We start from the raw sequence: 22,924 nt of genomic DNA on the forward strand, positions 1-22,924 counted from the left end.
AACGGAGTGCGCCAGCGGCGGCCCGTTTCGTTTTTAGCTGGCGCATAAACGTTCATGAAGCGCCGGAGCAAACGCGAGGTGTATTAGATTGTTTCCATGTCTGAAAACGCTTCGCGCACCATCTTGTTACTCAACGGACCGAACCTGAACCTGCTAGGAACCCGCGAACCCGAAATCTATGGCCATGAAACGCTCGCCGATGTCGAGGCGCTGGCGCAGCGCACCGCGGCGGGATACGACCTCACCGTGGAGGCCTTCCAGTCGAACCACGAGGGCGTGCTCATCGATGCGATTCACGAAGCGCGGCTGACCAAAGCCGGCATCATCATCAACCCGGGCGCCTACACGCACACCTCGGTGGCCATCGCCGATGCGCTCAGCGGGGTGTCGCTGCCGGTGATAGAGGTCCATATTTCCAACGTGCACCGGCGTGAGGCATTCCGCCATCACTCCTACGTCTCCCCCGTGGCCGCCTCGATCATCATCGGCGCCGGGACCAATGGCTACCGGCTCGCGGTCCAGCAGCTGGCGCATATCCTCGGCCTCTAGCCGCCGATGCATTCACCGGTCTTGATCGAGGTGGTGCGGTCCCCGGCCGCCTTGAGCGCGCGTTCGATCTCCTCGAGGCTCAGCGCGAAGCCCACCTCGTCATTGCCTCGCGACTTGGCGAAGATCATGCCTACCGCTTCGCCGGAATCGTTGACCATGGGACCGCCGGAGTTGCCTTGGGCCACCTTGGCCGTCAGCTGGTAAACCGAGAGCGCGGCGGGGTTCTCGCCATAGATATTGGCGATGGACACCGTGGCGCGTGAGGCGACCACCGCGCCGCGCACCTGCAACGGCCCGCCGGCCGGATAGCCGATGAAGGCAGCTTGCTCGCCGCGGCCCAGGTTCTCGTCGGCGAGCTCCAGAGGCTGCGCTTCCATCCCGTCGACACGCAGCACGGCGATATCGGCTTCCGGATCAAAATAAACTACCTTTCCGCGGTGAAGTTGATCACCCTCGACCTCCACCGTAGCCGCGCTCAAACCTGCCACCACATGGGCATTGGTCATCACCAATTGGTCGTCGATGACGAAGCCGGAACCGGTGAGGTTCACACCGCATTGAACGGCCGTCCCGGAGATCTTTGCCACCGAACTCACCGAGGCCCGCTGCAGGTCGTTGGCGGACCATTCGCCTTCCTCGACCGGCTGCACCGGCGGGGCGAAGGGATCGAGCAGGGCGGGGATGGTTTCGGCCATGACCGCCGAACGCGCCGAGGAGATTGCCGAGTTCACGAATTCGGGTGTCATCCCACGGATCGAGGCGATCATTTTCGACTTGTCGATCTCGCTCGAAAGCCGCGGAATACCCATGCTTGACGTGGAAAATGCCAGTGCGCCGATGATTGTGGCGGTAATGAAAACCGAAAGCACGCCACCGGCCAAACCGTCTGCGGCACGCAGGAAATCGAAGTTCATCCAGCGCCTGATGCGGGTGGCGATAACCCTGCCCAGGGCCTGGCCCAAAATGATCAGCACGGCGGCCGTGGCGATCATCAGCGCGACCCGCCACCAGGGGTTTGAGGCGAAGGTCGAGACCAGCGGAATGGCGAAGAATGCGGCAATGCCTCCGGCGATGAGCCCGAGCATGTCGCCGACCGTATAGAGGAAGCCGCGACGGATTCCGGCAATAAAAAATGAAAGTAAAACTACACAGATGGCAACGTCTAGCCAACTGAATACTCCGAGCACCGAGACCCCACTTCATTCACAAACTTACTATTAACCCAAGGTACCCTTAGAAGCTGATGGATTTCTGCGAGAATATTCGCGAGTTTTTGTATGACGAGCGTGATTCTCAACATTTCTTGGTTAAACCACGTGTGGAAACTGTCACATTGTTACCGAATACGGCACAATGAAGTGAGCGCTTACTACTGTTGACAGGAGATTTAATGGATATCGAGGTACTGCGCCGCGCGCCGCTTTTCGCGTCGCTTGGTGATGAAGTATTCGCCACGCTAACCGAAGAATTGACCGAGGTCGATCTGTCTCGCGGTGCATCAGTGTTCCGCGAAGGCGATCAGGGTGACCGTCTCTACTTCATCGTCTCGGGCAAGATCAAGCTTGGACGCACTTCCGCCGACGGACGTGAAAACCTGATTGCCGTGCTCGGCCCAGGTGAACTGTTCGGCGAAATGGCGCTGTTCGATCCACACCCGCGCAACGCAACCGCAACCGCCGTGTCGGAGACCCGACTAGCTGGTCTGAGCCATGAAAACATGCGCAAGGCGATCCTGAACTCCCCGGAGGTCTCGATCCAGCTGCTGCAGGCTTTGGCTGCGCGTCTGCGTCGCACTAATGAATCCCTAGCCGATCTGGTGTTCTCCGATGTTCCTGGCCGTGTGGCTAAGGCGCTATTGGACCTCGCTGACCGTTTCGGTCGCCCAGCCACCGATGGCATCCTGGTCGCTCACGAGCTGACCCAGGAAGAGCTGGCCCAGCTGGTCGGCGCCTCCCGCGAAACCGTGAACAAGGCCCTGGCCGAGTTCGTGCAGCGCGGCTGGCTCCGTCTGGAAGCCCGCGCCGTCGTGATCCTGGACATCCAGCGTCTGCGCCAGCGTTCGCGCTAAGCACCGCTGAGCAAAAGGCCGGACAACCCTCGCGGGTTGTCCGGCCTTTTGCTTTTGACCGTCGGTCTAGTGGCCCGGTTCCGCCTGCCAAGGACGCGTCGATTCAACCCCGAGCGCGCTAAGCACTTCGAGATAATAGGTTCCGTCACGCACCAGCAGGTCCGGATGCTGCACATCCAAGGTGCGCGCTCGCGACAGGTAGGCGACCGCACCGTGGGCATCGGCCATCCGCTCCAGCATCTGCTCGACCGCTGGGCTGGTTATCTGCGACAACCTCAGGCCAACGGTGCTCGGCTGGCCAATGCGGTCTCCCAGCTCGCTGGTGGCTCGCTGGGCCATGATCTGCTCGGAGCTGCACCATTGCGCCCATTTGCCCTTAGCACGCAGCAGGCGGGGCTCCTGATGCACGGGAACGGTTGCGGTGAAGTACCAGGTGTCGAATCGCCGGAAGGCGAAGTTGGGACTCAGCCAGTGGCTGACCGGGCGCAGCAGGTCGGTGCGCAGGCCCAGCCCGCGCCGGCGAAGAAATTCCTCGAAGGCCAGGTCCTGTCCGGCGATGGCTTCGCGGGCGGACATCCATTCCTCGGGATCGTTCATTTCGACAACCGACTGTTCGTCGGTTCCGGCCAGCAGGATCCCGGTTTCTTCGAAAAGTTCGCGGATGGCGCACACCAGATGGGCTCGAACGAGCTGCTGGTCCAACACGTCCATGCGCTTGGACCACTGCGAAAGGTTCGGGCCGAACCACTTGTACTCCACGCGGTCTCCCGCTTCGACGCTGCCTCCGGGAAATGCCACACTCCCGAGAGGGGACTCGCCGGGGCGGTAGCCCAGGAACGTTTCTACTCCATGCACCCCGTCTTGAACCAGGCAGACCGAGGAAGCACGGCGTGCGGTGCGCGGGGTCCGCGAACCGAAAGTGAACCAGTTTTCCGCCGCTGGAATTTGATGCGGCGGTAGTTCTACGAGGCGACGCGAAACTCCGGTGCGCGTCGCGGACGGACTTGACCGCCCTTGGCGCACACCGGAATCGCGTTGTGGACTACTCAAATTCGGCGATGACCTCAACCTCGACCGGAGCGTCCAACGGCAGAACCGCCACGCCTACGGCCGAACGTGCATGCACGCCAGCCTCGCCCAGGACATTTCCGAAGAATTCCGAGGCCCCGTTGATGACCCCAGGCTGGCCGGTGAAGGACGGGTCCGAGGACACGAATCCAACGACCTTCACGATACGCTTAATGCGATCTAGGTCACCAATTTCTGCCTTGATGGCAGCCAGTGCGTTCAGTGCGCAAGTCTGCGCCATGGCCTTGGCATCTTCGGCCGAAACCTCGGCACCGACCTTGCCAAGAGCTGAGAGTTTTCCGTTAATCAGCGGAAGCTGGCCGGAGGTGTAAACGTAGTTGCCGGTGGTGATTGCTGGCAGGTAGGCCGCGACCGGCTTTGCCACCGCTGGCAAGGTCAGATCGAGCTCTGCGAGGCGTGCTTCGACACGCGAGGAAGTAGCTTCTTGCATGGGGTTTTACTCCTTCTGAAAGTTAGGCTTTTGGACGCTTCATGTAGGCCACTGGATTGGTGCCGTTGGGGCCGGGAACGATCGCTACGAGCTCCCAACCATCGTCACCCCACTGGTCCAGAATCTGCTTGGTTGCGTGGATAACGAGCGGCAAAGTGGCGTATTCCCATTTAGTCATACTCGATACGTTAGCGCGTCCTTGTAAACTAGTAGGTATGGCAGCCAAGAAGTCACCCTTTTTTGATACAGCTACCACTTTGGGAAAGATCGTTGCGTTCTTCGGAATCAGTGCCCTTTGTGGCGTGCTGGCCGCGGGCATGCTCGTTCCCGTGGCAGCTATCGCAAAAACCGGTTTGACCACCGGAAATAATATTGTAAGCGCGCTTCCGAGCACATTCGAGAAGCTTCCCATTCCCGAGCCCTCGCAGGTCTTGGACTCCGATGGAAAGCTGATTGCGACGTTCTATGAACAGAACCGCGATCCGGTGGACCTCAAGGACATTTCTCCGTTCATGCGCAAAGCAATTGTTTCGGTGGAGGACGAGCGTTTCTACGAGCACAGCGGCATTGACCCCAAGGGCATTGCCCGTGCGGTCATCAGCAACGCCACCTCTTCTTCGCGTTCCGGTGCGTCCACGCTGACTCAGCAGTATGTGAACAACCTGCTGGTCAACAACCAGATCTTGACCGGAGCCGACGAGACGACGGTATCGGGCAACAAGGACTACTCGGACAAGATCCGCGAGCTGAAGTACGCGGTAGCCATTGAAAAGGAAATGTCCAAGGACGAAATCCTCGAAGGCTACCTGAACCTCGTGTTGTTCTCGGGTCGTGAGTATGGCGTGCAGGCCGCCGCGCAGCGCTTCTTCTCCGTGGATGCCAAGGACCTGAACCTGCAGCAGTCGGCGATGCTCGCCGGCATGGTGCAGTTGCCAAACGTCTACAACCCAATCAAGAACCCGGAACGCTCCTTGGATCGACGCAATAAGGTGCTGGGCAACATGTACCGCACCGGCGCGGTCACCAAGAAGGAATACGACAAGGCCGTGAAGTCCAAGTTGGGCGTGGATCCAAGCTCGTCGGCTTCGGGTTGCATGGCTGCCGACGACGCGGGTTACTTCTGCGACTACATCACCAACTTGGTTCTCAAAGACAAGAACTTCGGCAAGACCAAGGAAGACCGCGAAAACCTGCTGTTCCGTGGCGGCTTGGTTATCAAGACCACGCTGAACTCCGCGTTGAATAAGAAGGCCGCCAAGGACGCCCGCGAGGCCATTGATCCTGATGCCAAGTCGAACAAGGACATCCACTCATCGCTGGTTTCGATTGAACCAGGTACCGGAAATATTCTGACCATGGCGCAGAACACCACCTACGCCCCAAAATCCGAAGAAACCGGCAGCCGGACTTTCTACAACTTCGCAGTGGAACGAGCGTTGGGTGGCGCTGGCGGCTTCCAGGGTGGCTCGACCATGAAGCCCTACACGACTCTTGCATGGCTCCACGAGGGCAATCACATGTACGACAAGATCAACGCGAAAAAGGAAACTTTTAGGCCCGGAGACAAGTGGAGGGCTTCCTGCCTTCCCGGAGGAACTGCAACCGTAGGCTCGAGTTGGACTCCAAAAAATGCTTCGCGCGGCTTCTACCGCACCATGACCGTGGATACCGGCCTGTACTGGTCGATCAACTCGGCCACGATTCAGGAAGCCAATAAGGTTGATTTGTGCACCATTGCCGATTACACCAAGAAATTGGGCCTGTTGGATCAGGATGCAGACGATGGCAAGCCAGCGCCAATTTCACCGGCGAACCCAGCGTTCATCATCGGTTCGGCAAATATCACCCCGATGGCACAGGCTGCGGCTTTCGCAACCTTTGCCAACAAGGGCGAATACTGCGCACCACGGGCCATCACTTCGGTGGTCGATAAGGACGGAACCAAGTACAAGGTGCCGAAGCAAGACTGCTCCCAGCAGATCGACCCGCAGTACGTGGCCGACCTGAACGGCACGCTGAAGAAGATCGCCACCAACCGTGTCTCCAAGGGCCAGGTTGCCGGACCGATCGCAGGCAAGACCGGCACCAATGACTACGCCACCTCCACCTGGTTCGTCGGCTACAGCACGGGCATTTCCACCGCGGCTTGGGTCGGACGCCTGGACGGCAAGGCCGCCACCAAGCAGAACTCCCTGCACGGGGCGATGATCAACGACGAACGCGCTCCGGAGATGGTTGACTCCTCGACCTATGCGGCTCCATTGTGGGTTGACTTCATGTCCAAGGCAGTTCAGCAGTACGAGCGCGATTCCTTCGGTTCGGTCAGCAAGGCACCGAAGCCGAAGCCAAAGCCAAAGGAAGACGACGAGGACAAAAAAGAAGATTCCAAAAAGGAAGATTCGAAAAAGGAAGACTCCGAAAAAGAGGATTCCAAGGAGTCCGAAGACGACAAGTCTGAAGCCACCGGCAATGGAAACGGTAATGGCAACGGAAACGGCCAAAACAAGTCGAAGCCGACTACTCCGGCCAAGCCCGGAGGGGATTCGGACGACTAGGTAGTCGCCGAAAGGCCGCGTTCAACTTTGGTTGAACGCGGCCTTTCGGTTTAGATTGGCACTATCACCAGACCCGAACGGGTCTGTTCCCTTGAAAGGACAATGACGGACCGGTCATGGTTGAACACACTAATTTCTCTTCGGCATTCGGTCGAGCCACCGGCACGGCAGCACTGCTTGCCGGCGGCGCCGTCGCAGCAGGCGCGGCGGTGCTTGGCTACGGACTATACGAAACCCAGAAATTCGGGCTCCGTCGCGAAACCGTCAAGGTGCTTCCCCGCGGCGCGGGCGATATCCGCGTGCTCCACCTCTCGGACATCCACATGATCCCCGGCCAAGCCCTCAAGCGACGCTGGCTGCATCGGCTCGCCGACGAGCGCCCCGACTACGTGATCAACACCGGTGACAATCTCAGCCACCGCGATGGCGTTCCGGCGCTGATCGACGCGCTGAAGCCATTGATGGCATTCCCCGGCGCCTTCGTGCCAGGCTCGAATTGCTACTACGGGCCGCGCATGAAGAACCCCTTGCGCTACCTCAGCGCAAGCTCCGGCACGCCGAACCCTTCGAGCCGTGACAAGCTGCCCTTCGAAGAGATGCACCGGGCCTTCGGATCCGCCGGGTGGGTCAACATGACCAACCGGGCCTACTCCACCGTGCTCAACGGAATCCGGCTTGATCTGACCGGCATCGATGATCCGCACCTGGATCGCGACCAATTCGCTGGATGGCCGCAAGGTTCGGTCACCGGATACCAGGCTCCGCACGTACGCATCGCGCTGACCCATGCCCCCTACCAACGAGTGCTGGATCAGCTCACCGAGGCCGGGGCGGATATCATCTTCGCCGGCCACACCCACGGCGGACAGGTATGCATTCCGGGATACGGCGCCCTGGTGTCGAACTGCGATTTGCCGACGTGGCGAGCCCGTGGGCTGACCGAATGGGAATATGCCGGGCACACCGTCCCGCTGAACGTCTCGGCGGGCCTGGGCCACTCCCGCTTCGCACCATTTCGCATTGCCTGCCCGCCCGAGGCAGTACTGCTCACGCTCACCGCAAGGGACTGATCATCCATTCCTTCAGGCCCCGCACTTGGTTCAAGTGCGGGGCCTGAAGCCGTCTCTGAGCCAGCAACAAATAATCTATCCACTAGTGATTATTTGATTGAATTTTCCCAACTACTGACTGTAGGCTGTAGTCCGGTCGATATTGTTATTGGTGATGGTGGGGAACTCGCATGGCGCGACAACAAAACTCAGAAGCAGCTGAAGCGGTGTCGTTGACAACCACCTTAAAACGGCTGGGGCCGTTCGTCCGCCCGATTCTTCCGCGGCTTATCGGCGGCTTCCTCTGCGCCTTGGGCGCAGGTATTGTCGCCCTCGTCATTCCACAGGTCCTCGCCTGGCTGGTGAACAACGTCCTGGACAGCGATGGAACGAACAACGCAATCTGGATCGCCATGGCGATTGTCGGCGCCTTGGGTTTCCTGGAAGCGTTGTTCATCTTCCTGCGCCGCCAATTCGTGCTCAACCCGGCGGCAGGGCTGGAAGCGCAGATGCGCATCCGCTTCTACAAGCATCTGCAGCGCCTGCCCGTGGCTTTCCACGAGCGCTGGGGCTCGGGCCAGCTGCTTTCCCGCTCGATGTCGGATCTGTCGCTGCTGCGCCGCTGGCTCGCCTTCGGCGCCATGATGCTCGTCGTGGACACGGTCACCGTGATCACCGGGCTGGCGCTGATGTTCTACCACTCGTGGATCCTCGGACTGCTCTACCTGCTAGGCGCCATCCCCATCTCGATCAAGGCCTACCACTTCCGCAACAACTACCGGGCCGCGAGCCGGCTGAGCCAAGACCAGGCCGGCGACCTGGCGACCGCCGTCGAAGAGTCCGTCCATGGCATTCGCGTCATCAAGGCCTTCGGCCGCGGCCCCCACGTGTACGCCGGATTCAGCGAGCAGGCCAAATCGCTGCAGCAGACGGAAATCAGCAAGGCCAAAACCCTGGCCAGTTTCCTGATGGCCGTCGTCGCAATCCCCGAAACGATCTTGGGGCTGGGCGTCTTGATCGGCATCTCGCTGGTTGCCGGCGGGCAGCTGAGCATCGGCTCGCTCGTAGCCTACTTCGCCATCGCAGCGGTGATCGCAGGCCCGGTGGAAGGCATGGGGATGCTGCTGGGCATGACGCTGAGCACCAAAACCGCACTGGACCGCCACTTCGAAGTGATGGACGCTTCCAACGACATCGTCTCCCCCGCCCAGGCGAAATCCCCGGCCGAACGCAGCGGCGAAGTGCAGCTCAAGCACGTTCGGTTTGCCTACCCCGATGCCTCCGGGCGCGGGCGCCCCATCCTTGCCGATATCGAGCTGACGATCCGCGCCGGGGAAACCATGGCGCTGGTCGGAATCACCGGCTCGGGCAAGTCGACACTGCTGAACCTGATCCCCCGGCTGCATGAGGTGAGCGCCGGGCAAGTACTGGTGCACGGGCAAGACGTGCGCGAATGGGACCTGGAAGAGCTGCGTGAAGAAATAGCCGTGGCTTTCGAAGACACCACCCTATTCTCGAATTCGGTCCGCGAAAACGTGCTGCTCGGTGCCCCGGCGGATTACAGCCCCGCGCAGCGCGAAGCGCTCTTGGCGCAGTCCCTTGACGTGGCGCAGGCGCACTTTGCCTATCAGCTGCCGCAGGGGGTCGATACGCTCATCGGCGAGGAAGGCTTGTCCCTGTCCGGCGGCCAACGCCAGCGTCTGGCCCTGGCCCGCGCCATCGCCGCCCGGCCCCGGATCCTGGTACTGGACGATCCGCTCTCCGCCTTGGACGTGCGCACGGAGGAAGCCGTCACCACGAAGCTGCGCGAGGTCCTGGAGGGCACTACCACCTTGGTGGTGGCTCACCGGCCTTCCACCGTGATGCTCGCCGACCGGGTGGCCTTGCTGCGCGATGGGCGCATCGACGCGATCGGCAGCCACACGCACCTGCTGAGCACGAACGAACATTACCGATATGTGATTGCCAGCCTGGATGATGAAGCACCGATGAGCGAAGAGGTCGCCCGATGAGCCAACCACTAGGTGTCACCGAAGAAGACAACATCAACCTCTCCGGTGCGCAACGCAAACGAGTACGCCGCCGTTCCTTCAGGCTCCTGGCAACGCTCGCCATGCCGCAGAAGAAACTCTTCATTCTCACCGTGGCGCTGGTGCTGGTTTCCAATGCGGCCCGCGTCGTCCTGCCAATCCTCATTGCCTTGGCCATCGACTGGACGCTCCCGCAGGTCCGCGAGGGTAACTGGAGCGCGCTGGGAGTTTCGGGCGGCGCCTACATTGTTTGCGCCATTCTGGCCGGCGTCCTGCTGGCCTGGTACATCAATTGCGCCGCCCGCATTTCGCAGGCCATGCTCTTGGATCTGCGGCAGCAGGTCTTCCGCCACACCCAGCGGCTGAGCCTCGAGTTCCATGAGAACTACACCTCGGGCCGGATCATCTCGCGGCAGACCTCGGACTTGGAAACCCTGCGTGAACTGCTAGATCAAGGAGTATCCGAACTCGCCTCCTCGTGCGTCTTCGTGATTTTCACGCTGGCCACCATCTTTATCCTGGATTGGCGCAGCGCTTTGGTGCTGTGCATCGCGGCCATACCGGTGGCGATCCTCTTCTTCTGGTACCAGAGCCGTTCCGAGGTGCTCTACCGCGAGTCCCGCGTGGTTTCCGCGAAGGTGATCTCCATGTTCGTCGAAACGATGACCGGCATTCGCGCGGTCAAGGCGTTCCGCCGAGAAGCGGCAAATGACGAAAACTATGCTGAGATCGCCGAAAAATATCGGGTCAACTCGGTGCGCTCCTTCAACTTATTCGGCATTCTCCAGCCGGGCCTGGTGCTCATTGGAAACCTCACCGTCGCGGTATTGCTCGCCTACGGCGGCTTCCGCATTCTGGATGGGACGCTGGCCGTTGGCGTGATGGTGGCGCTGCTGCTTGCGGCTAAACGCGTCTTCCAGCCGGTCGAACAGATCGCCATGTTCTACTCCTCCTTGCAGTCGGCCACGGCAGCCCTAGAAAAGGTCTCCGGGCTCTTGGAAGAGGAACCGAGCGTCAGGGAACCACTGGCACCGCGCAGTATCGAGCAGGTCAAGGGAGAGATCGTCTTCAGCGACGCGGTCTTCGGCTACGGGCAAGGGCCGATCATCATGGACCGCTTCGATCTGAAGCTTGAAGCCGGGCAAACGGTGGCGGTGGTCGGGCAGACCGGTGCCGGCAAATCCACGCTCGCAAAACTCATTTCCCGTTTCTACGATCTGCGCTCGGGCAGCCTGGAAATCGATTCGGTCCCGATCAATGAGCTCTCGAATCAGGAACTGCGCCGGCATGTGGTGATGGTCACCCAGGAAGCGTTCCTGTTCTCCGGGACGGTCGCCGAGAACATTGCGCTCGGCAAGCCCACCGCGACGCTCGCGGAGATCCAGGATGCGGCTAGGGCGGTGGGCGCCGATGAATTTATCCGCGAACTTCCCGAAGGCTATGAGACCGACATGAATAAGCGTGGCGGTCGCGTCTCCGCCGGGCAACGCCAGCTCATCTCCTTCGCTCGCGCCTTCTTGGCCGACCCGGCCGTGCTGATCCTGGATGAGGCCACCAGCTCGCTGGACATTCCTTCGGAGCGCGCGGTGCAACGCGGCCTGCAGCAGCTGCTGGGGAACCGTACGGCGTTGATCATCGCCCACCGGTTGTCCACGGTGCAGATCGCCGACCGGGTGCTGGTGGTGCACGATGGGAGAATCATCGAGGACGGCTCCCCGCAACAGCTGATCGCGGACGAGGGACGTTTCGCTTCGCTGCACAAGGCGTGGAAGGACTCGCTGGTCTAACCGGCCGCAAGCACATGGCAAACGAATTGGGCGACTTCCTTCCGGCCCCGAACCAGGGGGCGGACCCGGAAGTCTACGAGATTGAAAATAGCGCGCTGGATCGAACCGGGGTGCTCTTTGCGCGCTTGTGCTCCCTGGCGCCCTGGGCGGGCAAGGTCCTGCTGGATTTGGGATGCGGCAGCGGCTATTGGCTCCCCAAATATCTCACCGAACATGGCACGGTCCTCGGGGTGGAACCGGATCTGCGCCTGCTGGACGCCGCACGGGCGCGTAGTTCGCGGGTTCAGGTGCTGCACGGGTCTGCCGAACATCTTCCGCTAGCGGATTCCAGCGTCGCGGTGGTGCACGCGCGCTTCGCCTATTTCTTCCCTTCCGCGAACTACGACTGCACCGCCGGGCTCCGCGAGGTCCTGCGTGTCCTGCGCCCCGGCGGGTCGCTGCTGGTGATCGACAACGATCACCAGCACGGAGAATTCGCTTCACTTTTGCGGCAGAGCCCTTGGGCGTCGGATCAGGGCGAGGACGATTACATCCGGCGGTGGTGGGCCGCGCAGGGAGCCCAACGCCATGAGGTGATGAGCAGTTGGGAATTTGACTCGACAGAAGATCTCGCGAAGGTGCTCGGCCTCGAATTCCCGGCAGATCTGGCGCAACAGTGGATCGCGCAGCATCCGTTGGCGACCGAGTTGAGCTACGGCTACGTGCTCTATCACGTTCGCAAAGGCGGCGCCGAACCTAGCGGCTAGTTCCCTGCTTAGCAAAAGGCCGGGGCGAAGGAATTTCTCCTTCACCCCGACCTTTCGTTTGCCCTTAGGCGGAGAATTTCTCCCCGGTCAAACGCTCATACGCATCGATGTACCGGGCGCGGGTCTTTTCCACGATCTCTGCGGGCAAGGCCGGCGGCTCTGCCCCGGAGTTCCTATCCCAACCGGATTCCGCTGAGGTCAACCAGTCGCGCACGAACTGCTTGTCAAAACTCGCCTGGGCCTTGCCCGGTGCGTAGGACTGGGCATCCCAGAAGCGCGAGGAGTCGGGGGTGAGCACCTCGTCGCCGAGCGTGATCTCGCCGTTGCTCGGATCGGCGCCGAATTCGACCTTGGTATCGGCAAGGATGATGCCGCGTTCACGGGCGATCTGCTCGGCGCGTTCGTAGAGGGCGACGGTCTTCTCGCGCAAGGCCTCGGAGACCTGCGCGCCGACGCGTTCCACCGTCTGCGCAAAGGAGATGTTCTCGTCATGCTCGCCGACCTCGGCCTTGGCCGAAGGCGTGAACAGCGCCGGCTGCAGGCGTGAACCATCAACCAGGCCCGCGGGCAACGGCAGCTCGCATACGGTCGAAGAGACCTTGTATTCGGCCAGACCCGAGCCGGTCAGATAACCGCGGGCAATGCACTCGATAGGGTACATCTCAAGCTTCTTGCAGACCATTGCCCGGCCGGCGACGGCCGCCGGCACCTCGGTGGAGATTACGTGGTTGGCGAATTCGCCCAGCTGCCCGAACCACCACAGGCTCAGCTGGGTCAGCACCTTGCCCTTATCCGGAATCTCGCTGGTCAGCACGAAGTCATAGGCGCTGATTCGATCCGAAGCGACCACCAGCACCCGGTCGGAGTCCGCGAAGCTCACCCCGGCCGGCAGGTACAGGTCGCGCACCTTGCCCGAATAGAAGTGGTCCCAACCGTCGAGGGAAAGCGTTTCGGTCTGGAATCCTGCCATTACTTGTTTTCCCCGTTCACTACGATTTCTCCGCGTTCGGCCTTCAAGGCGATATCGCTGCGTGACTGGGCGCCGCTCCAGCTAATCTTGGAGACACCCGCGTAGGCGTTCGCCCGGGCGGCGGCAAGGCCATCGCCCAACGCGACGACCGCCAAGACGCGGCCACCGGCTACGGTGATATTGCCCTCGGCGTCGGTGCTGGTGCCGGCATGCATCACATGCACCTCGTCAACCTGGTTGGCTGCTTCCAGCCCTTCGATCACCGCACCCTTGACCGGGGCATCCGGGTAATTCTCGGCGGCGATGACCACGTCCACGGCGGTTTTCGAGGACCAGCGCAGCTGCTCGGCGTCGTCGAGCTTGCCGTTCGCCGCGGCGAGCAGAATCGCGCCCAGCGGGGTCTTCAGCCGAGCCAGAACCGCTTGGGTCTCCGGGTCGCCGAAGCGGGCGTTGAATTCGATGACGCGGATGCCGCGCTTGGTGATGGCCAGGCCGCAGTACAGCACGCCGGTGAACGGGGTGCCGCGCTTTTCCATTTCGCGCAGTGTCGGGTAGGCGACGCGGTCCATAACCTCGTCGACAAAGCCTTCCGGAAGCCATTGAAGCGGTGAGTAGGCGCCCATGCCACCGGTGTTGGGGCCTTCGTCGTTGTCGAAGATGCGCTTGAAGTCCTGAGCTGGGGACAGCGGGACGGCGTGCTTGCCGTCGCAGATGACGAACAGCGAAACTTCCGGGCCATCGAGGAATTCTTCGATAACCACGGTGCCGCCGGCGGCAAAGCAGAGCTCTGCGTGGGCCAGTGCCTCGGCACGGTCTGCGGTCACCACAACCCCCTTGCCAGCGGCCAGCCCGTCGTCTTTGACCACATAGGGTGCGCCGAAATCGTCAAGGGCGGCTTCGGCTTCGGCAGTATTCGTTGCCACATGCGCCATGGCGGTGGGAACCTGCGCGGCGGCCATGACGTCCTTGGCGAATGCCTTGGAGGCTTCCAGCTGTGCCGCGGCGCGGGTTGGCCCGAAGACGGGAATCCCGGCTTCGATGAGCGCATCGGCAACGCCGGCGGCCAGTGGCGCTTCGGGCCCAACGATTACCAGCTCGCTGGCTAGCTCGCGGGCTAGCGCCAGGACCGCTTGCGGGTCCTGCGCGTTGATCTCATGGGTAGTGACGTCCTGTGCGATTCCGGCGTTGCCGGGAGCGCAATGAACCTCATTGACGTAGGGGTCTGCACTAAGTGCACGGACAATTGCATGCTCACGGCCGCCTGGGCCAATCACCAGTACCTTCACTGCACCGAGTTTACCGGAGAACCACGCACGATTAGTGGTCTGTGACCGGGCGATGAAAAGTTGCCCAGAGCGCCGCGCAAACCCCGGGGCGCCTTGCCTCCACTGGGAAAGCCCTCCGTGCGGGCCTGCGCCTAGACTTGGCCTCATGGGTTCAGCGATAGACATCACACAGTGCAGCGAGCTGCTGCGGATCACCCGCAATTCGGTGATCGAATCGCGGCATTATGGCGCAGCGGTAGTTCTGGATCCGGCCGGGCAGGTTCTGGAGGCCATCGGCGATCCCGAAGCCTTGATCTTTCCGCGATCCGCGCTGAAGCCTTTTCAGGCGATCGGTTCGCTGCGCGCCGGGGCGGCGTTGGAATCCGCGCAACTGGCGCTTGCCTGCGCCAGCCATCTGGGAACCGAACAACATCAGCTGCTCGCGCGCAGCGTGCTCGACTCGGTGAAGCTGGGCCAAGAGCATCTGCAATGCCCGGCCTCGTGGCCCGGTGATTCGGCCACCCGCTCAGCGATGGCCGCGCGTGGCCAAGGCCAGAACAAGCTTGCCTTCAATTGTTCGGGCAAACATGCCGCTTTTCTCGCGGCGGCGGCGGCCAGCGGCGAACCGCTCGGCAGCTATCTGTCACCCGAGCATCCGGTGCAGCTTTCGGCCTCTCGGGCGATGGAAGAATTCTGCGGGCCGATCACTTTCCTGGGCGTTGATGGCTGCGGGGCTCCGGCACCGCAGATGTCGCTGCGGTCCCTGGCCGAGGGGTTTCGAAAGCTGGCGGCATCCCCCGACCCGGCTGCCCGGTCGGTGGCCAGCGCCATGCGCGAACACCCATGGGCGGTACGCGGTGCGGGCAGCCCCAATACGCTGGTCATCGAGTCCACCGGAATCATCGCCAAGCTCGGTGCCGAAGGGGTGCTGGGCATGTCCGCCCCCAACGGGGTGAGCGTGGCGGTAAAAATCCTTGATGGCGCTTCGCGCGGAATCGATGTGCTGGCGCTGGGGCTATTGGCCAGCCATGGTGCGCTCAGCGCGCAGAAGCTGGAAGAATTATCAGACCGGCTGAGCAGCGCGGCGCACACCGCCGGGGCGCGTGCTGCCGGGGTTCGCTACCTCGGCCGGGACTTCGCGGCCCGCTAGCCCCACCGCACAGGAAATTCCGGGGGCCGGAATATGACATTTTTACGTCATCCAAGGAAGGAAATTTATCGCCATGGCGATCAAGCGAAGAATCGACGAGCACGCCGGCCGCGCAGCACTTCGCGACTGGACCGAAAACGCGGAAACCCAAGGGAAAACAGCCCGCCCAACGCTGGCGACCGCGGTGCGTTTCGCCTTGGAGGAACTCGCTTCGCGGGCCGAGGGAAACTCGGTTGAGGTGCGGGTTCCGCCCTTTGGTGTGACCCAATGCATTGAGGGCCCCCGCCATACCCGTGGTACACCGCCAAATGTGGTCGAAATGCCCGCCGAATTATGGCTTTCACTGGTCACCGGGCGCACCGGCTGGGCTGCGGCAGTGCAATCGGGGCAATTGCACGCCTCCGGACTAAGGGCAGACTTGTCGGCACACCTGCCGCTAATTGAGTACCCTTAAAACTATGGAGCAACACCCCGCTACCCCGTCATCCGCCGACCAGCCGATCCAGGTGCAGGTTCATTCGGCACCGCGCTTCTGGCCAATAGTCCTCGCCGGCGCCGTACTCGGCGCCCTGGTAGGCGTATTCATTGGCTTGATTGGCGAACCGTCCATGGATTACACCGTCGGATCGGCCGTCGGATTTTTCGCCATGTTCTGCGCGGGACTTGGCACCGGGCTGGGCGCGCTCGCATATGTAATTATCGATCGCGTCACTTCGCGCAAGACCACCCAAAAACTGGCGGTGCCCCTGGCCGGGGACACCGGCAGCGAGCGACAAGGCTAGGCGCCCTCCCCTTCCCAGGAAGGCAAGCGGTGGCCGCGCACCTGGTCGCCGTTCACCACATAAACGGTCGGTGTCGACCAATAGATACATGAGAGAATAATTGACATGGCGCGTGGCGATGGATTCCTGAATCATGACTTGCTTCCCAACGAAAAAGGGCCGCAGGACGAATGCGGCGTTTTTGGTGTCTGGGCACCTGGCGAAGAAGTTGCAAAACTAACCTATTACGGGCTGTACGCGTTGCAGCACCGCGGACAGGAGTCCGCGGGCATCGCAACCAGCGACGGCGCGCGAATCAACGTATACAAGGATATGGGCCTGGTCTCCCAGGTCTTCGACGAAAACACGTTGAACTCGATGACCGGCCACCTGGCCGTGGGGCACTGCCGCTATTCGACGACCGGCGCCAGCCACTGGGCCAATGCGCAGCCGACCCTGGGCCCGACCCAGACCGGCACCGTAGCCCTGGCGCATAACGGCAACCTCACCAACTCGGCGCAGCTCGCCGAAATGGTCGAGGCCAAGCAGGTCTCCGAGGGCGGCAAGCTGCGCGGCGAAATTGCCCAGGGCAATACCACCGATACCGCGCTGGTCACCGCCCTGCTTGCGGGCAAGGAGGGCCAGAGCCTCGAAGAGACCGCGCTCGAGCTGCTGCCCAAGATCGAGGGCGCCTTCTGCTTCGTGTTCATGGATGAAAACACCATGTACGCGGCCCGCGACCCGCACGGGGTGCGTCCCCTGGTCCTGGGACGGCTGAACCGCGGCTGGGTGGTTGCCTCCGAGCAGCCGGCCCTGGCCACCGTGGGCGCGTCCTTCATCCGCGAGATCGAACCGGGCGAACTGATCGCCATCGACGAGACCGGCATCCGCTCCACCCGCTTCGCCGAAGCCACCCCGAAGGGCTGCGTCTTCGAGTACGTCTACCTGGCCCGCCCGGATGCGACTATCGCCGGTCGCTCGGTATACGAAGCCCGCGTGGAGATGGGCCGCCAGCTGGCCCGCGAAAACAGCGCGGATGCGGACATCGTCATCCCGGTCCCGGAATCCGGCACCCCGGCGGCCATCGGCTACGCCGAGGAGTCCGGCATACCGTTCACCCACGGCTTCGTGAAGAACGCCTATGTGGGCCGCACCTTCATCCAGCCCTCGCAGACGCTGCGCCAGCTGGGCATCAAGCTGAAGCTCAACGCGCTGGAGACCGTGCTGCGCGGCAAGCGCGTGGTGGTCGTGGACGACTCGATCGTGCGCGGCAACACCCAGCGTGCGGTGGTGCGCATGCTGCGCGAGGCCGGAGCCGCCGAGGTGCATGTGAAGATCTCCTCGCCACCGGTGAAATGGCCTTGCTTCTACGGCATCGACTTCGCCACCCGCGCAGAGCTGATCGCCAATGGCGCGGCCGTGGACGAAATCGGAAAGTCCATCGGCGCCGATTCGCTGGCGTACATCTCCGAGGACGGCATGATCGGGGCCACCGCGCAGCCGCGCGAGAAGTTGTGCACCGCCTGCTTCACCGGCGACTACCCGATCCCGCTGCCCGGTGATGAGCGCCACGGGAAGAACCTGCTGGAGCAGGCAAACCAGAGCGGTTGCGAGCCCGGCCCGGATGCCGAGCTCGAAGCAACTCTCTAATCAGTAATCCATCACCCACCTCGTTGCAAGCGGCACCGGCTATTCGGTGTTCACGACAGAAAAGGATCCATCTGCCATGAGCGGCACGCAAGAGCAGCCAACCTCCATCACCTACGCCGGAGCGGGCGTCGACGTCGAGGCCGGTGACCGTGCCGTCGAGTTGATGAAGGGCGCGATCAAGGCCACCCACACCACCGGCGTGGTCGGCGGAGTCGGCGGATTCGCCGGCCTGTTCGACGTTTCCTTCCTCACCGGGTACAAGAAGCCCTACCTGGCCACCTCCACCGACGGGGTGGGCACCAAGGTTGCGATCGCGCAGAAGCTGGACATCCACGACACCATCGGCCAGGACCTGGTGGGCATGGTGGTCGATGACATCGTGGTGGTTGGCGCCAAGCCGCTGTTCATGACCGACTACATCGCCACCGGCAAGGTCGTTCCGGAGCGCATCGCGGATATCGTGCGCGGCATCGCCGAAGGCTGCAAGCTGGCCGGCACCGCCCTGGTGGGCGGCGAAACCGCCGAGCACCCGGGCCTGCTGGCCGAGGACGAGTACGATGTGGCCGGTGCTGCTACCGGTGTCATCGAAGCCGATCAGCTACTAGGCCCGGAGCGGGTGCAGGCCGGGGATGTCGTCATCGGCATGGCCTCCTCGGGCATCCACTCCAACGGCTACTCGCTGGTGCGCCGCGTGATCGCGCACGCCAAGTGGGAGCTGGAGCGCGAGGTCGCCGAATTCGGCCGCACGCTGGGCGAGGAGCTGCTGGTTCCGACCCGCATCTACACCACCGCCTGCCTGGACCTGATCGGCGAGCTGAACGACGGGGAGAACTTCGGGGTGCACGGCTTCAGCCACGTCACCGGCGGCGGCCTGGCGGCCAACCTGGCCCGCGTGCTGCCCAAGGGCCTGATGGCCCGCGTGGACCGCTCCACCTGGTCGCTGCCCGCGGTCTTCTCCACCATTGCGGCGCTGGGCAATGTGCCGCAGCCGGATCTTGAGCGCACCCTGAACCTGGGTGTGGGCATGGTCGCGGTGGTCGAGCAGAACGTCGCCGACCGCGCGGTGGCACTGCTGAACAAGGCCGGCATGGGCGCCTGGATCATGGGTTCGGTCGAAAACCTCGAGCCTTCCGCTAGCTCCGCCGGACTGGACTTCGTCCAGGGCGCCAAGGGCGTGGACGGCGGCGCGGTCCTGCTGACCGGCAACTACGCCAAGTAGCATTCGAAGCATCCCGCAAAAGGGGGCGAAACGGCACCAGCACGGTGCCGTTTCGCCCCCCTTTTTTGCCCGCTTATCCACAGCTTGCCCGCCGCCTGCCGACACCGGCCCATCGTGGTGCATGCTTGGCCACATGAGTACGCATGCAGCCACCGCCCGGGCGCTGGACCTGCTGGCGAAAGGCGTCAGCCAGGTCGAGCGGGCCACACGCGCGCTGGCCGGGATCGACCTCGCACCGGGCCACGCCGCGTACTTCGCCTGGCTGACCGAGCGCTGCGCGGCCGAGCTTGCCCGCAGCCAGATTCATGCGGCCGACGCGCTGCGCTCCAGCGGCGCGCATCAACTAGACGAGCGGTCCCTGCAAGCTGTTGCCGAGGCCGGCCCGGCCCCCACCCTCGAAACCCTTGAGCAGCTTTCCGGCCAGCGGGCCAGCGGGCGCGCTCACTTCACGGACTGCACCTCGATGTACACCTCATGGCTCCAGGTGCCGGTCTCCGCTGCCAACTACCGGCTCGCCCAGGCGGACGCGCTGATCGCGCGGGTCACCGAGGACGGGGTACGCCATGGTCCGGGCTACCCACGGCTGTCCGCCGAATTCAGCGGACGGGAAACCGATCCCGGCCTAGTGGCCCTGGCCGCCAGCAAACTCCGCGGCGTGCACAAGGACCTGCCCTCCGCCGCGCAACGCGACCAGCTCGAAGGGCAGGCGGCCACCCTGCTTCGCCAGGAGCCAGCTACCGCCCTGACGCACCTGGGCACGCTGGTCCAAGAGCAGGTCGGCACGCAGCGCCCGCCCCAGGCGCTCGTCGCCGAAGCCGGGATATTCCGCAAGGGCATGCGCAACGGCCTGGTGATCTATCAGCTCAAGGTGCTGCCCCATGAGGCGGAACTCATCGAATCCCTCCGCACGCAGATCGACAATCCGGCGACCATCGCCGGCAACCGGCAACAACTCGCGCAGCTGACCGCGCGGACCTACGCGCAGGCAGGCGGCGGCGCGTCGTCCAATTCCGCTCCCGAGCCCGGGGCGGTGCCCGCGCCACCCCCAGCAACCACGCCGTGGGACGATCCGGAAACCATGCCCCGCTGGGCGCAAGACGGTGCCCCCGAAGAGCATGGGTCCCCGGCGGAGAATTCCGGCGACCAGTCCGCTGCCCACGCAGGGCCAGGAAACGCGGAATCCGGGGCTCCGGCTCCCGCGGATCATGCCGCGGCGCCGGCAGGCCTGCCCAGTGATTCCTTCTACCCGCAGACCTTCGAAGACCTCACCCCGGCGATGCGGCACCTGACCGCACTGCTCAGCGCGCTTCGCTCCACCGGCGCCACGGGAAAGAAAACCACCGGCATCGTCACCCCGCAGGTCGTCGTGCATCTGGACTTCGCCAAAATGATCGCGGGCGACAAGAGCTACGCGATCACCGAAAACGGCATTCCGCTCTCCGATGCCGAGGCACGCACGCAGATGTGCAATGCGGGGATCCTCCCGGTGGTTTTTAATGGCAAAGGACAGATACTCGATGTCGGCCGGTCCGAACGGCTCTTCCCGCCGCATATGAAACGAGCCCTGATTGCCCGCGACCGTGGCTGCCTGTATCCGGGATGCACCATGCCCGCGGGGCGCTGCGAAGCGGACCACCTCCTGCCGTGGGAGGAGGGCGGCGAGACGAGTGTTGAAAACGGGGCGATGTTCTGCCCCCGGCACCACCACGCGCGCCATGCCGGGCTCTTCAAAGTCATCATCCGCAAAGACCGGCCTCCCGCGGTGCTTTTGCCCCGGTCGCTGGACCCGCCGCAACTCCCCCGCCGGAATACCTACTGGCTCTCGCCCGCGGAGGTTCTCGATTCCCACCCCGGCTAGCCCTGGAGCGATGGTCCTACACCTCGCTCAAGCCACGGCACAAGTCCGGGGTGCCTCAGCTCGATTCCTCTAGAATCGGTACGACGGCGCCTACCGAAATGGAGCGTGGCATGCACGAACAGCACCCGGAGCCCGGATTGGCTCGGGCCAGCAAACGGATGGTTCCGCTGTTCGCCATCTATCTGGTCTTGCTTGGTTGGATGGTGCTGTGGAAGCTGGAGATTCCGTTCGTCGGTTCCGGATCGCTGCGGCTCATTAAGCTCGTGCCGTTCGTCGCTTGGGCCGAGTCCGGCTCCAGTGCACCAGTCGAAGTTGGACTGAACCTTGTCCTGTTTATGCCCTTCGGCCTCTATCTGGGCCTCTTGGCTCGCGCTTGGCATTGGCTGCACGCAGTTGGCTTGATGGCCGGGGTCAGTCTGGCCTTCGAGATCATCCAGTACGTTCTCGCGCTGGGGAGTTCCGATGCCACCGATGTCATTGTCAATACCCTCGGTGGCCTGACCGGATACGTCTTCGCAGCACGACTGGCAAGGAGCGCGCGCCCGCGTATTTGGTGGAAGATATCGGTCCTCTGCACGGTTCTCACCGTGATTCTGGTGCTGCTCACTGCCCTCTTCATCCTGTCCCCTGTGCGCTATGCACCGTTGGGCGCGGAGCCAGGATCATCGACGACGAGTACGGATTATCCCCAGCCGCGAATTTTGCCTTCGGTGGCTAATCGAGCTGTCGCATCGCATGAGACAGCGGCACCCGCCACCGCCACGTGGCTTTCTCCTCGCCGCGCACATGACCATTGGTTACCAAGGCGACCGGTAATCCGCGTTTGACGAAGTTCAGCAGGATCTTGTACCCGCTCATCACCGCCAGCGATGAGCCGAGCACCAACAACCCGGTAGAAGCCTCCTCGAGCTGTGCCATCTGCTGCTTGCGCTCCACCGGCACGCTCTCGCCGAAGTACACCACATCGGGTTTCAACGCCAAGGAGCCGCAATTTTCACACCTAGCCATGATGAACCGGTCGACCCAATACTGCGGCAGTTCCACATCGCCATCCGGGTTGATCGCGCTGGGGTCGATTTCAACGGATTCGATGTAGCCGACATTGAGCTCCTGCAGGCGGATGTCGAAGTGTTGGCGGTCCTCGCTCTGGCCGCAGTCCAGGCAACGCACAATCGAAAGGTCGCCATGCACCGGGATCACCGTTTTTGATCCGGCCCGATGGTGCAGCCCGTCAACGTTTTGCGTAATGATTCCACTGATCCGGCCGGTATCTTCCCAGCCCACCAGCCGGCGGTGAATTCCATTCGGTTCGGCTTGGAACATGTGGCGCCAGCCCACGAACCCGCGGGCCCAATAGCGGTGGCGTGCCTCAGGACGGTATTTGAATTCCTGATAGGTCATCGGACGGTGGCGTTGCAGCGAGCCGTTTGGTCCCCGGTAGTCGGGGATCCCGGAGTCGGTGGAAACTCCGGCACCCGTCACCACCAGCACATTGCCTCGGTCGAGCATTGCCTGCACGCCGGCTCTGGCGTCTTCTTCCGGGGAAGGATCCGCTTGCTGCTCCACGATGCGTTGCATGGACCTGATGGCCGAGTGGTGGGCCATTTGGATGGAAAGCTCTTCGGGGGTGCTCACGTTCTGACCTTTCGGAGCATTCGGGGACGACAAAGGCCGCAACGACCTTGAAGCTAATTTAGCTTAGTCGCTGCGGCATGTCGCAAAAATGTACTGAAGAGCTGCACAACTTC

The 22,924-nt window shown here is 62.7% G+C and carries 21 protein-coding genes; 14 read left to right on the top strand and 7 right to left on the bottom strand.

Annotated elements, in window-relative coordinates; translation table 11 throughout:
* Positions 1-96 precede the first annotated feature (96 nt).
* Complete coding sequence (gene aroQ / locus CQ015_RS10390) at positions 97-549, top strand: type II 3-dehydroquinate dehydratase (protein WP_105650062.1); 453 nt, start codon at positions 97-99, stop codon at positions 547-549.
* On the opposite strand, the gene CQ015_RS10395 is transcribed toward aroQ, so the two are convergent.
* Positions 546-1,736, bottom strand: coding sequence for a MarP family serine protease (locus CQ015_RS10395; protein ID WP_105650063.1), 1,191 nt, complete (start codon positions 1,734-1,736; stop codon positions 546-548). The two genes, aroQ and CQ015_RS10395, sit on opposite strands and share 4 nt — an antisense overlap.
* A gap of 203 nt (positions 1,737-1,939) precedes the next feature.
* Here CQ015_RS10395 and CQ015_RS10400 point away from each other — a divergent pair, with 203 nt between their 5' ends.
* Positions 1,940-2,617 carry a Crp/Fnr family transcriptional regulator gene (locus tag CQ015_RS10400; protein ID WP_096257040.1) on the top strand — a complete coding sequence of 226 codons (678 nt, stop codon included), beginning with the start codon at positions 1,940-1,942 and terminating at the stop codon, positions 2,615-2,617.
* A gap of 66 nt (positions 2,618-2,683) precedes the next feature.
* On the opposite strand, the gene CQ015_RS10405 is transcribed toward CQ015_RS10400, so the two are convergent.
* Genes CQ015_RS10405 through CQ015_RS18975 form a run of 3 tightly spaced genes read right to left on the bottom strand, consistent with a single transcriptional unit; the run spans position 2,684 to position 4,314 of the window.
* The gene (locus tag CQ015_RS10405) at positions 2,684-3,640 is read right to left on the bottom strand and encodes an NUDIX hydrolase (RefSeq protein WP_105568706.1); all 957 of its coding nucleotides are present in this window, start codon (positions 3,638-3,640) and stop codon (positions 2,684-2,686) included.
* 19 nt (positions 3,641-3,659) lie between these two features.
* Positions 3,660-4,136 (bottom strand): RidA family protein, encoded by a 477-nt coding sequence (locus CQ015_RS10410; RefSeq protein WP_105553244.1) that lies wholly within the window; start codon positions 4,134-4,136, stop codon positions 3,660-3,662.
* A 22-nt stretch (positions 4,137-4,158) separates the two neighbouring features.
* The gene (locus tag CQ015_RS18975) at positions 4,159-4,314 is read right to left on the bottom strand and encodes a hypothetical protein (protein ID WP_096283344.1); all 156 of its coding nucleotides are present in this window, start codon (positions 4,312-4,314) and stop codon (positions 4,159-4,161) included.
* Between the two features lie 37 nt (positions 4,315-4,351).
* Here CQ015_RS18975 and CQ015_RS10415 point away from each other — a divergent pair, with 37 nt between their 5' ends.
* The 5 genes from CQ015_RS10415 (at position 4,352) to CQ015_RS10435 (ending at position 12,303) form a co-directional block, all read left to right on the top strand.
* Positions 4,352-6,691 carry a transglycosylase domain-containing protein gene (locus tag CQ015_RS10415; protein WP_105650064.1) on the top strand — a complete coding sequence of 780 codons (2,340 nt, stop codon included), beginning with the start codon at positions 4,352-4,354 and terminating at the stop codon, positions 6,689-6,691.
* A gap of 116 nt (positions 6,692-6,807) precedes the next feature.
* Positions 6,808-7,761: a metallophosphoesterase gene (locus CQ015_RS10420; RefSeq protein ID WP_105650065.1), complete on the top strand. Its 954-nt coding sequence runs from the start codon at positions 6,808-6,810 to the stop codon at positions 7,759-7,761.
* Positions 7,762-7,931: 170 nt separating this feature from the next.
* The gene (locus tag CQ015_RS10425) at positions 7,932-9,752 is read left to right on the top strand and encodes an ABC transporter ATP-binding protein (RefSeq protein WP_105650066.1); all 1,821 of its coding nucleotides are present in this window, start codon (positions 7,932-7,934) and stop codon (positions 9,750-9,752) included.
* The gene (locus CQ015_RS10430; protein WP_105650067.1) at positions 9,749-11,557 is read left to right on the top strand and encodes an ABC transporter ATP-binding protein; all 1,809 of its coding nucleotides are present in this window, start codon (positions 9,749-9,751) and stop codon (positions 11,555-11,557) included. Before CQ015_RS10425 ends, CQ015_RS10430 begins: the two co-directional genes overlap by 4 nt.
* 14 nt (positions 11,558-11,571) lie before the next feature.
* Positions 11,572-12,303: a class I SAM-dependent methyltransferase gene (locus CQ015_RS10435; protein ID WP_105650068.1), complete on the top strand. Its 732-nt coding sequence runs from the start codon at positions 11,572-11,574 to the stop codon at positions 12,301-12,303.
* Positions 12,304-12,367: 64 nt separating this feature from the next.
* On the opposite strand, the gene CQ015_RS10440 is transcribed toward CQ015_RS10435, so the two are convergent.
* Both CQ015_RS10440 and purD read right to left on the bottom strand, forming a co-directional pair.
* Complete coding sequence (locus CQ015_RS10440) at positions 12,368-13,273, bottom strand: phosphoribosylaminoimidazolesuccinocarboxamide synthase (protein WP_105650069.1); 906 nt, start codon at positions 13,271-13,273, stop codon at positions 12,368-12,370.
* Positions 13,273-14,559, bottom strand: coding sequence for a phosphoribosylamine--glycine ligase (gene purD / locus CQ015_RS10445; protein ID WP_105650070.1), 1,287 nt, complete (start codon positions 14,557-14,559; stop codon positions 13,273-13,275). The genes CQ015_RS10440 and purD overlap by 1 nt, the downstream gene beginning before the upstream one ends.
* A 145-nt stretch (positions 14,560-14,704) precedes the next feature.
* Here purD and CQ015_RS10450 point away from each other — a divergent pair, with 145 nt between their 5' ends.
* The 7 genes from CQ015_RS10450 to CQ015_RS10480 all read left to right on the top strand — a co-directional run bounded on the left by CQ015_RS10450 (position 14,705) and on the right by CQ015_RS10480 (position 22,003).
* Positions 14,705-15,688, top strand: a complete 984-nt coding sequence (locus CQ015_RS10450; RefSeq protein WP_181150395.1) for an asparaginase — start codon at positions 14,705-14,707, stop codon at positions 15,686-15,688.
* Between the two features lie 73 nt (positions 15,689-15,761).
* The gene (locus tag CQ015_RS10455; RefSeq protein WP_105650072.1) at positions 15,762-16,142 is read left to right on the top strand and encodes a sterol carrier family protein; all 381 of its coding nucleotides are present in this window, start codon (positions 15,762-15,764) and stop codon (positions 16,140-16,142) included.
* A gap of 4 nt (positions 16,143-16,146) precedes the next feature.
* Positions 16,147-16,470 (top strand): hypothetical protein, encoded by a 324-nt coding sequence (locus tag CQ015_RS10460; protein ID WP_105650073.1) that lies wholly within the window; start codon positions 16,147-16,149, stop codon positions 16,468-16,470.
* 105 nt (positions 16,471-16,575) lie between these two features.
* Entirely contained in the window at positions 16,576-18,099 is a 1,524-nt protein-coding gene (purF, locus tag CQ015_RS10465) for an amidophosphoribosyltransferase (RefSeq protein WP_105553255.1), read from the top strand.
* A 76-nt stretch (positions 18,100-18,175) separates the two neighbouring features.
* On the top strand, positions 18,176-19,318 hold the full coding sequence (gene purM / locus CQ015_RS10470; protein ID WP_105553256.1) for a phosphoribosylformylglycinamidine cyclo-ligase: 1,143 nt from the start codon (positions 18,176-18,178) through the stop codon (positions 19,316-19,318).
* Positions 19,319-19,451: 133 nt separating this feature from the next.
* Positions 19,452-21,176 carry an HNH endonuclease signature motif containing protein gene (locus CQ015_RS10475; RefSeq protein ID WP_105650074.1) on the top strand — a complete coding sequence of 575 codons (1,725 nt, stop codon included), beginning with the start codon at positions 19,452-19,454 and terminating at the stop codon, positions 21,174-21,176.
* Positions 21,177-21,286: 110 nt separating this feature from the next.
* Entirely contained in the window at positions 21,287-22,003 is a 717-nt protein-coding gene (locus tag CQ015_RS10480) for a VanZ family protein (protein ID WP_181150396.1), read from the top strand.
* Here CQ015_RS10480 and CQ015_RS10485 read toward each other — a convergent pair.
* Positions 21,891-22,781 carry a Sir2 family NAD-dependent protein deacetylase gene (locus CQ015_RS10485; RefSeq protein ID WP_105553360.1) on the bottom strand — a complete coding sequence of 297 codons (891 nt, stop codon included), beginning with the start codon at positions 22,779-22,781 and terminating at the stop codon, positions 21,891-21,893. The genes CQ015_RS10480 and CQ015_RS10485 overlap by 113 nt on opposite strands.
* Positions 22,782-22,924: the final 143 nt, after the last annotated feature.

Source organism: Arthrobacter sp. MYb221 (genome assembly GCF_002979835.1).
GTDB lineage: Bacteria > Actinomycetota > Actinomycetes > Actinomycetales > Micrococcaceae > Glutamicibacter.

Excerpts from the sequence above, each read along its gene's own strand:
- aroQ (WP_105650062.1), top strand. The coding sequence starts at position 97 with ATGTCTGAAAACGCTTCGCGCACCATCTTGTTACTCAACGGACCGAAC.
- CQ015_RS10400 (WP_096257040.1), top strand. The coding sequence starts at position 1,940 with ATGGATATCGAGGTACTGCGCCGCGCGCCGCTTTTCGCGTCGCTTGGT.
- CQ015_RS10410 (WP_105553244.1), bottom strand. The coding sequence starts at position 4,136 with ATGCAAGAAGCTACTTCCTCGCGTGTCGAAGCACGCCTCGCAGAGCTC.
- CQ015_RS18975 (WP_096283344.1), bottom strand. The coding sequence starts at position 4,314 with ATGACTAAATGGGAATACGCCACTTTGCCGCTCGTTATCCACGCAACC.
- CQ015_RS10415 (WP_105650064.1), top strand. The coding sequence starts at position 4,352 with ATGGCAGCCAAGAAGTCACCCTTTTTTGATACAGCTACCACTTTGGGA.
- CQ015_RS10420 (WP_105650065.1), top strand. The coding sequence starts at position 6,808 with ATGGTTGAACACACTAATTTCTCTTCGGCATTCGGTCGAGCCACCGGC.
- CQ015_RS10425 (WP_105650066.1), top strand. The coding sequence starts at position 7,932 with ATGGCGCGACAACAAAACTCAGAAGCAGCTGAAGCGGTGTCGTTGACA.
- CQ015_RS10430 (WP_105650067.1), top strand. The coding sequence starts at position 9,749 with ATGAGCCAACCACTAGGTGTCACCGAAGAAGACAACATCAACCTCTCC.
- CQ015_RS10435 (WP_105650068.1), top strand. The coding sequence starts at position 11,572 with ATGGCAAACGAATTGGGCGACTTCCTTCCGGCCCCGAACCAGGGGGCG.
- CQ015_RS10440 (WP_105650069.1), bottom strand. The coding sequence starts at position 13,273 with ATGGCAGGATTCCAGACCGAAACGCTTTCCCTCGACGGTTGGGACCAC.
- CQ015_RS10450 (WP_181150395.1), top strand. The coding sequence starts at position 14,705 with ATGGGTTCAGCGATAGACATCACACAGTGCAGCGAGCTGCTGCGGATC.
- CQ015_RS10455 (WP_105650072.1), top strand. The coding sequence starts at position 15,762 with ATGGCGATCAAGCGAAGAATCGACGAGCACGCCGGCCGCGCAGCACTT.
- CQ015_RS10460 (WP_105650073.1), top strand. The coding sequence starts at position 16,147 with ATGGAGCAACACCCCGCTACCCCGTCATCCGCCGACCAGCCGATCCAG.
- purF (WP_105553255.1), top strand. The coding sequence starts at position 16,576 with ATGGCGCGTGGCGATGGATTCCTGAATCATGACTTGCTTCCCAACGAA.
- purM (WP_105553256.1), top strand. The coding sequence starts at position 18,176 with ATGAGCGGCACGCAAGAGCAGCCAACCTCCATCACCTACGCCGGAGCG.
- CQ015_RS10475 (WP_105650074.1), top strand. The coding sequence starts at position 19,452 with ATGAGTACGCATGCAGCCACCGCCCGGGCGCTGGACCTGCTGGCGAAA.
- CQ015_RS10480 (WP_181150396.1), top strand. The coding sequence starts at position 21,287 with ATGCACGAACAGCACCCGGAGCCCGGATTGGCTCGGGCCAGCAAACGG.
- CQ015_RS10485 (WP_105553360.1), bottom strand. The coding sequence starts at position 22,781 with ATGGCCCACCACTCGGCCATCAGGTCCATGCAACGCATCGTGGAGCAG.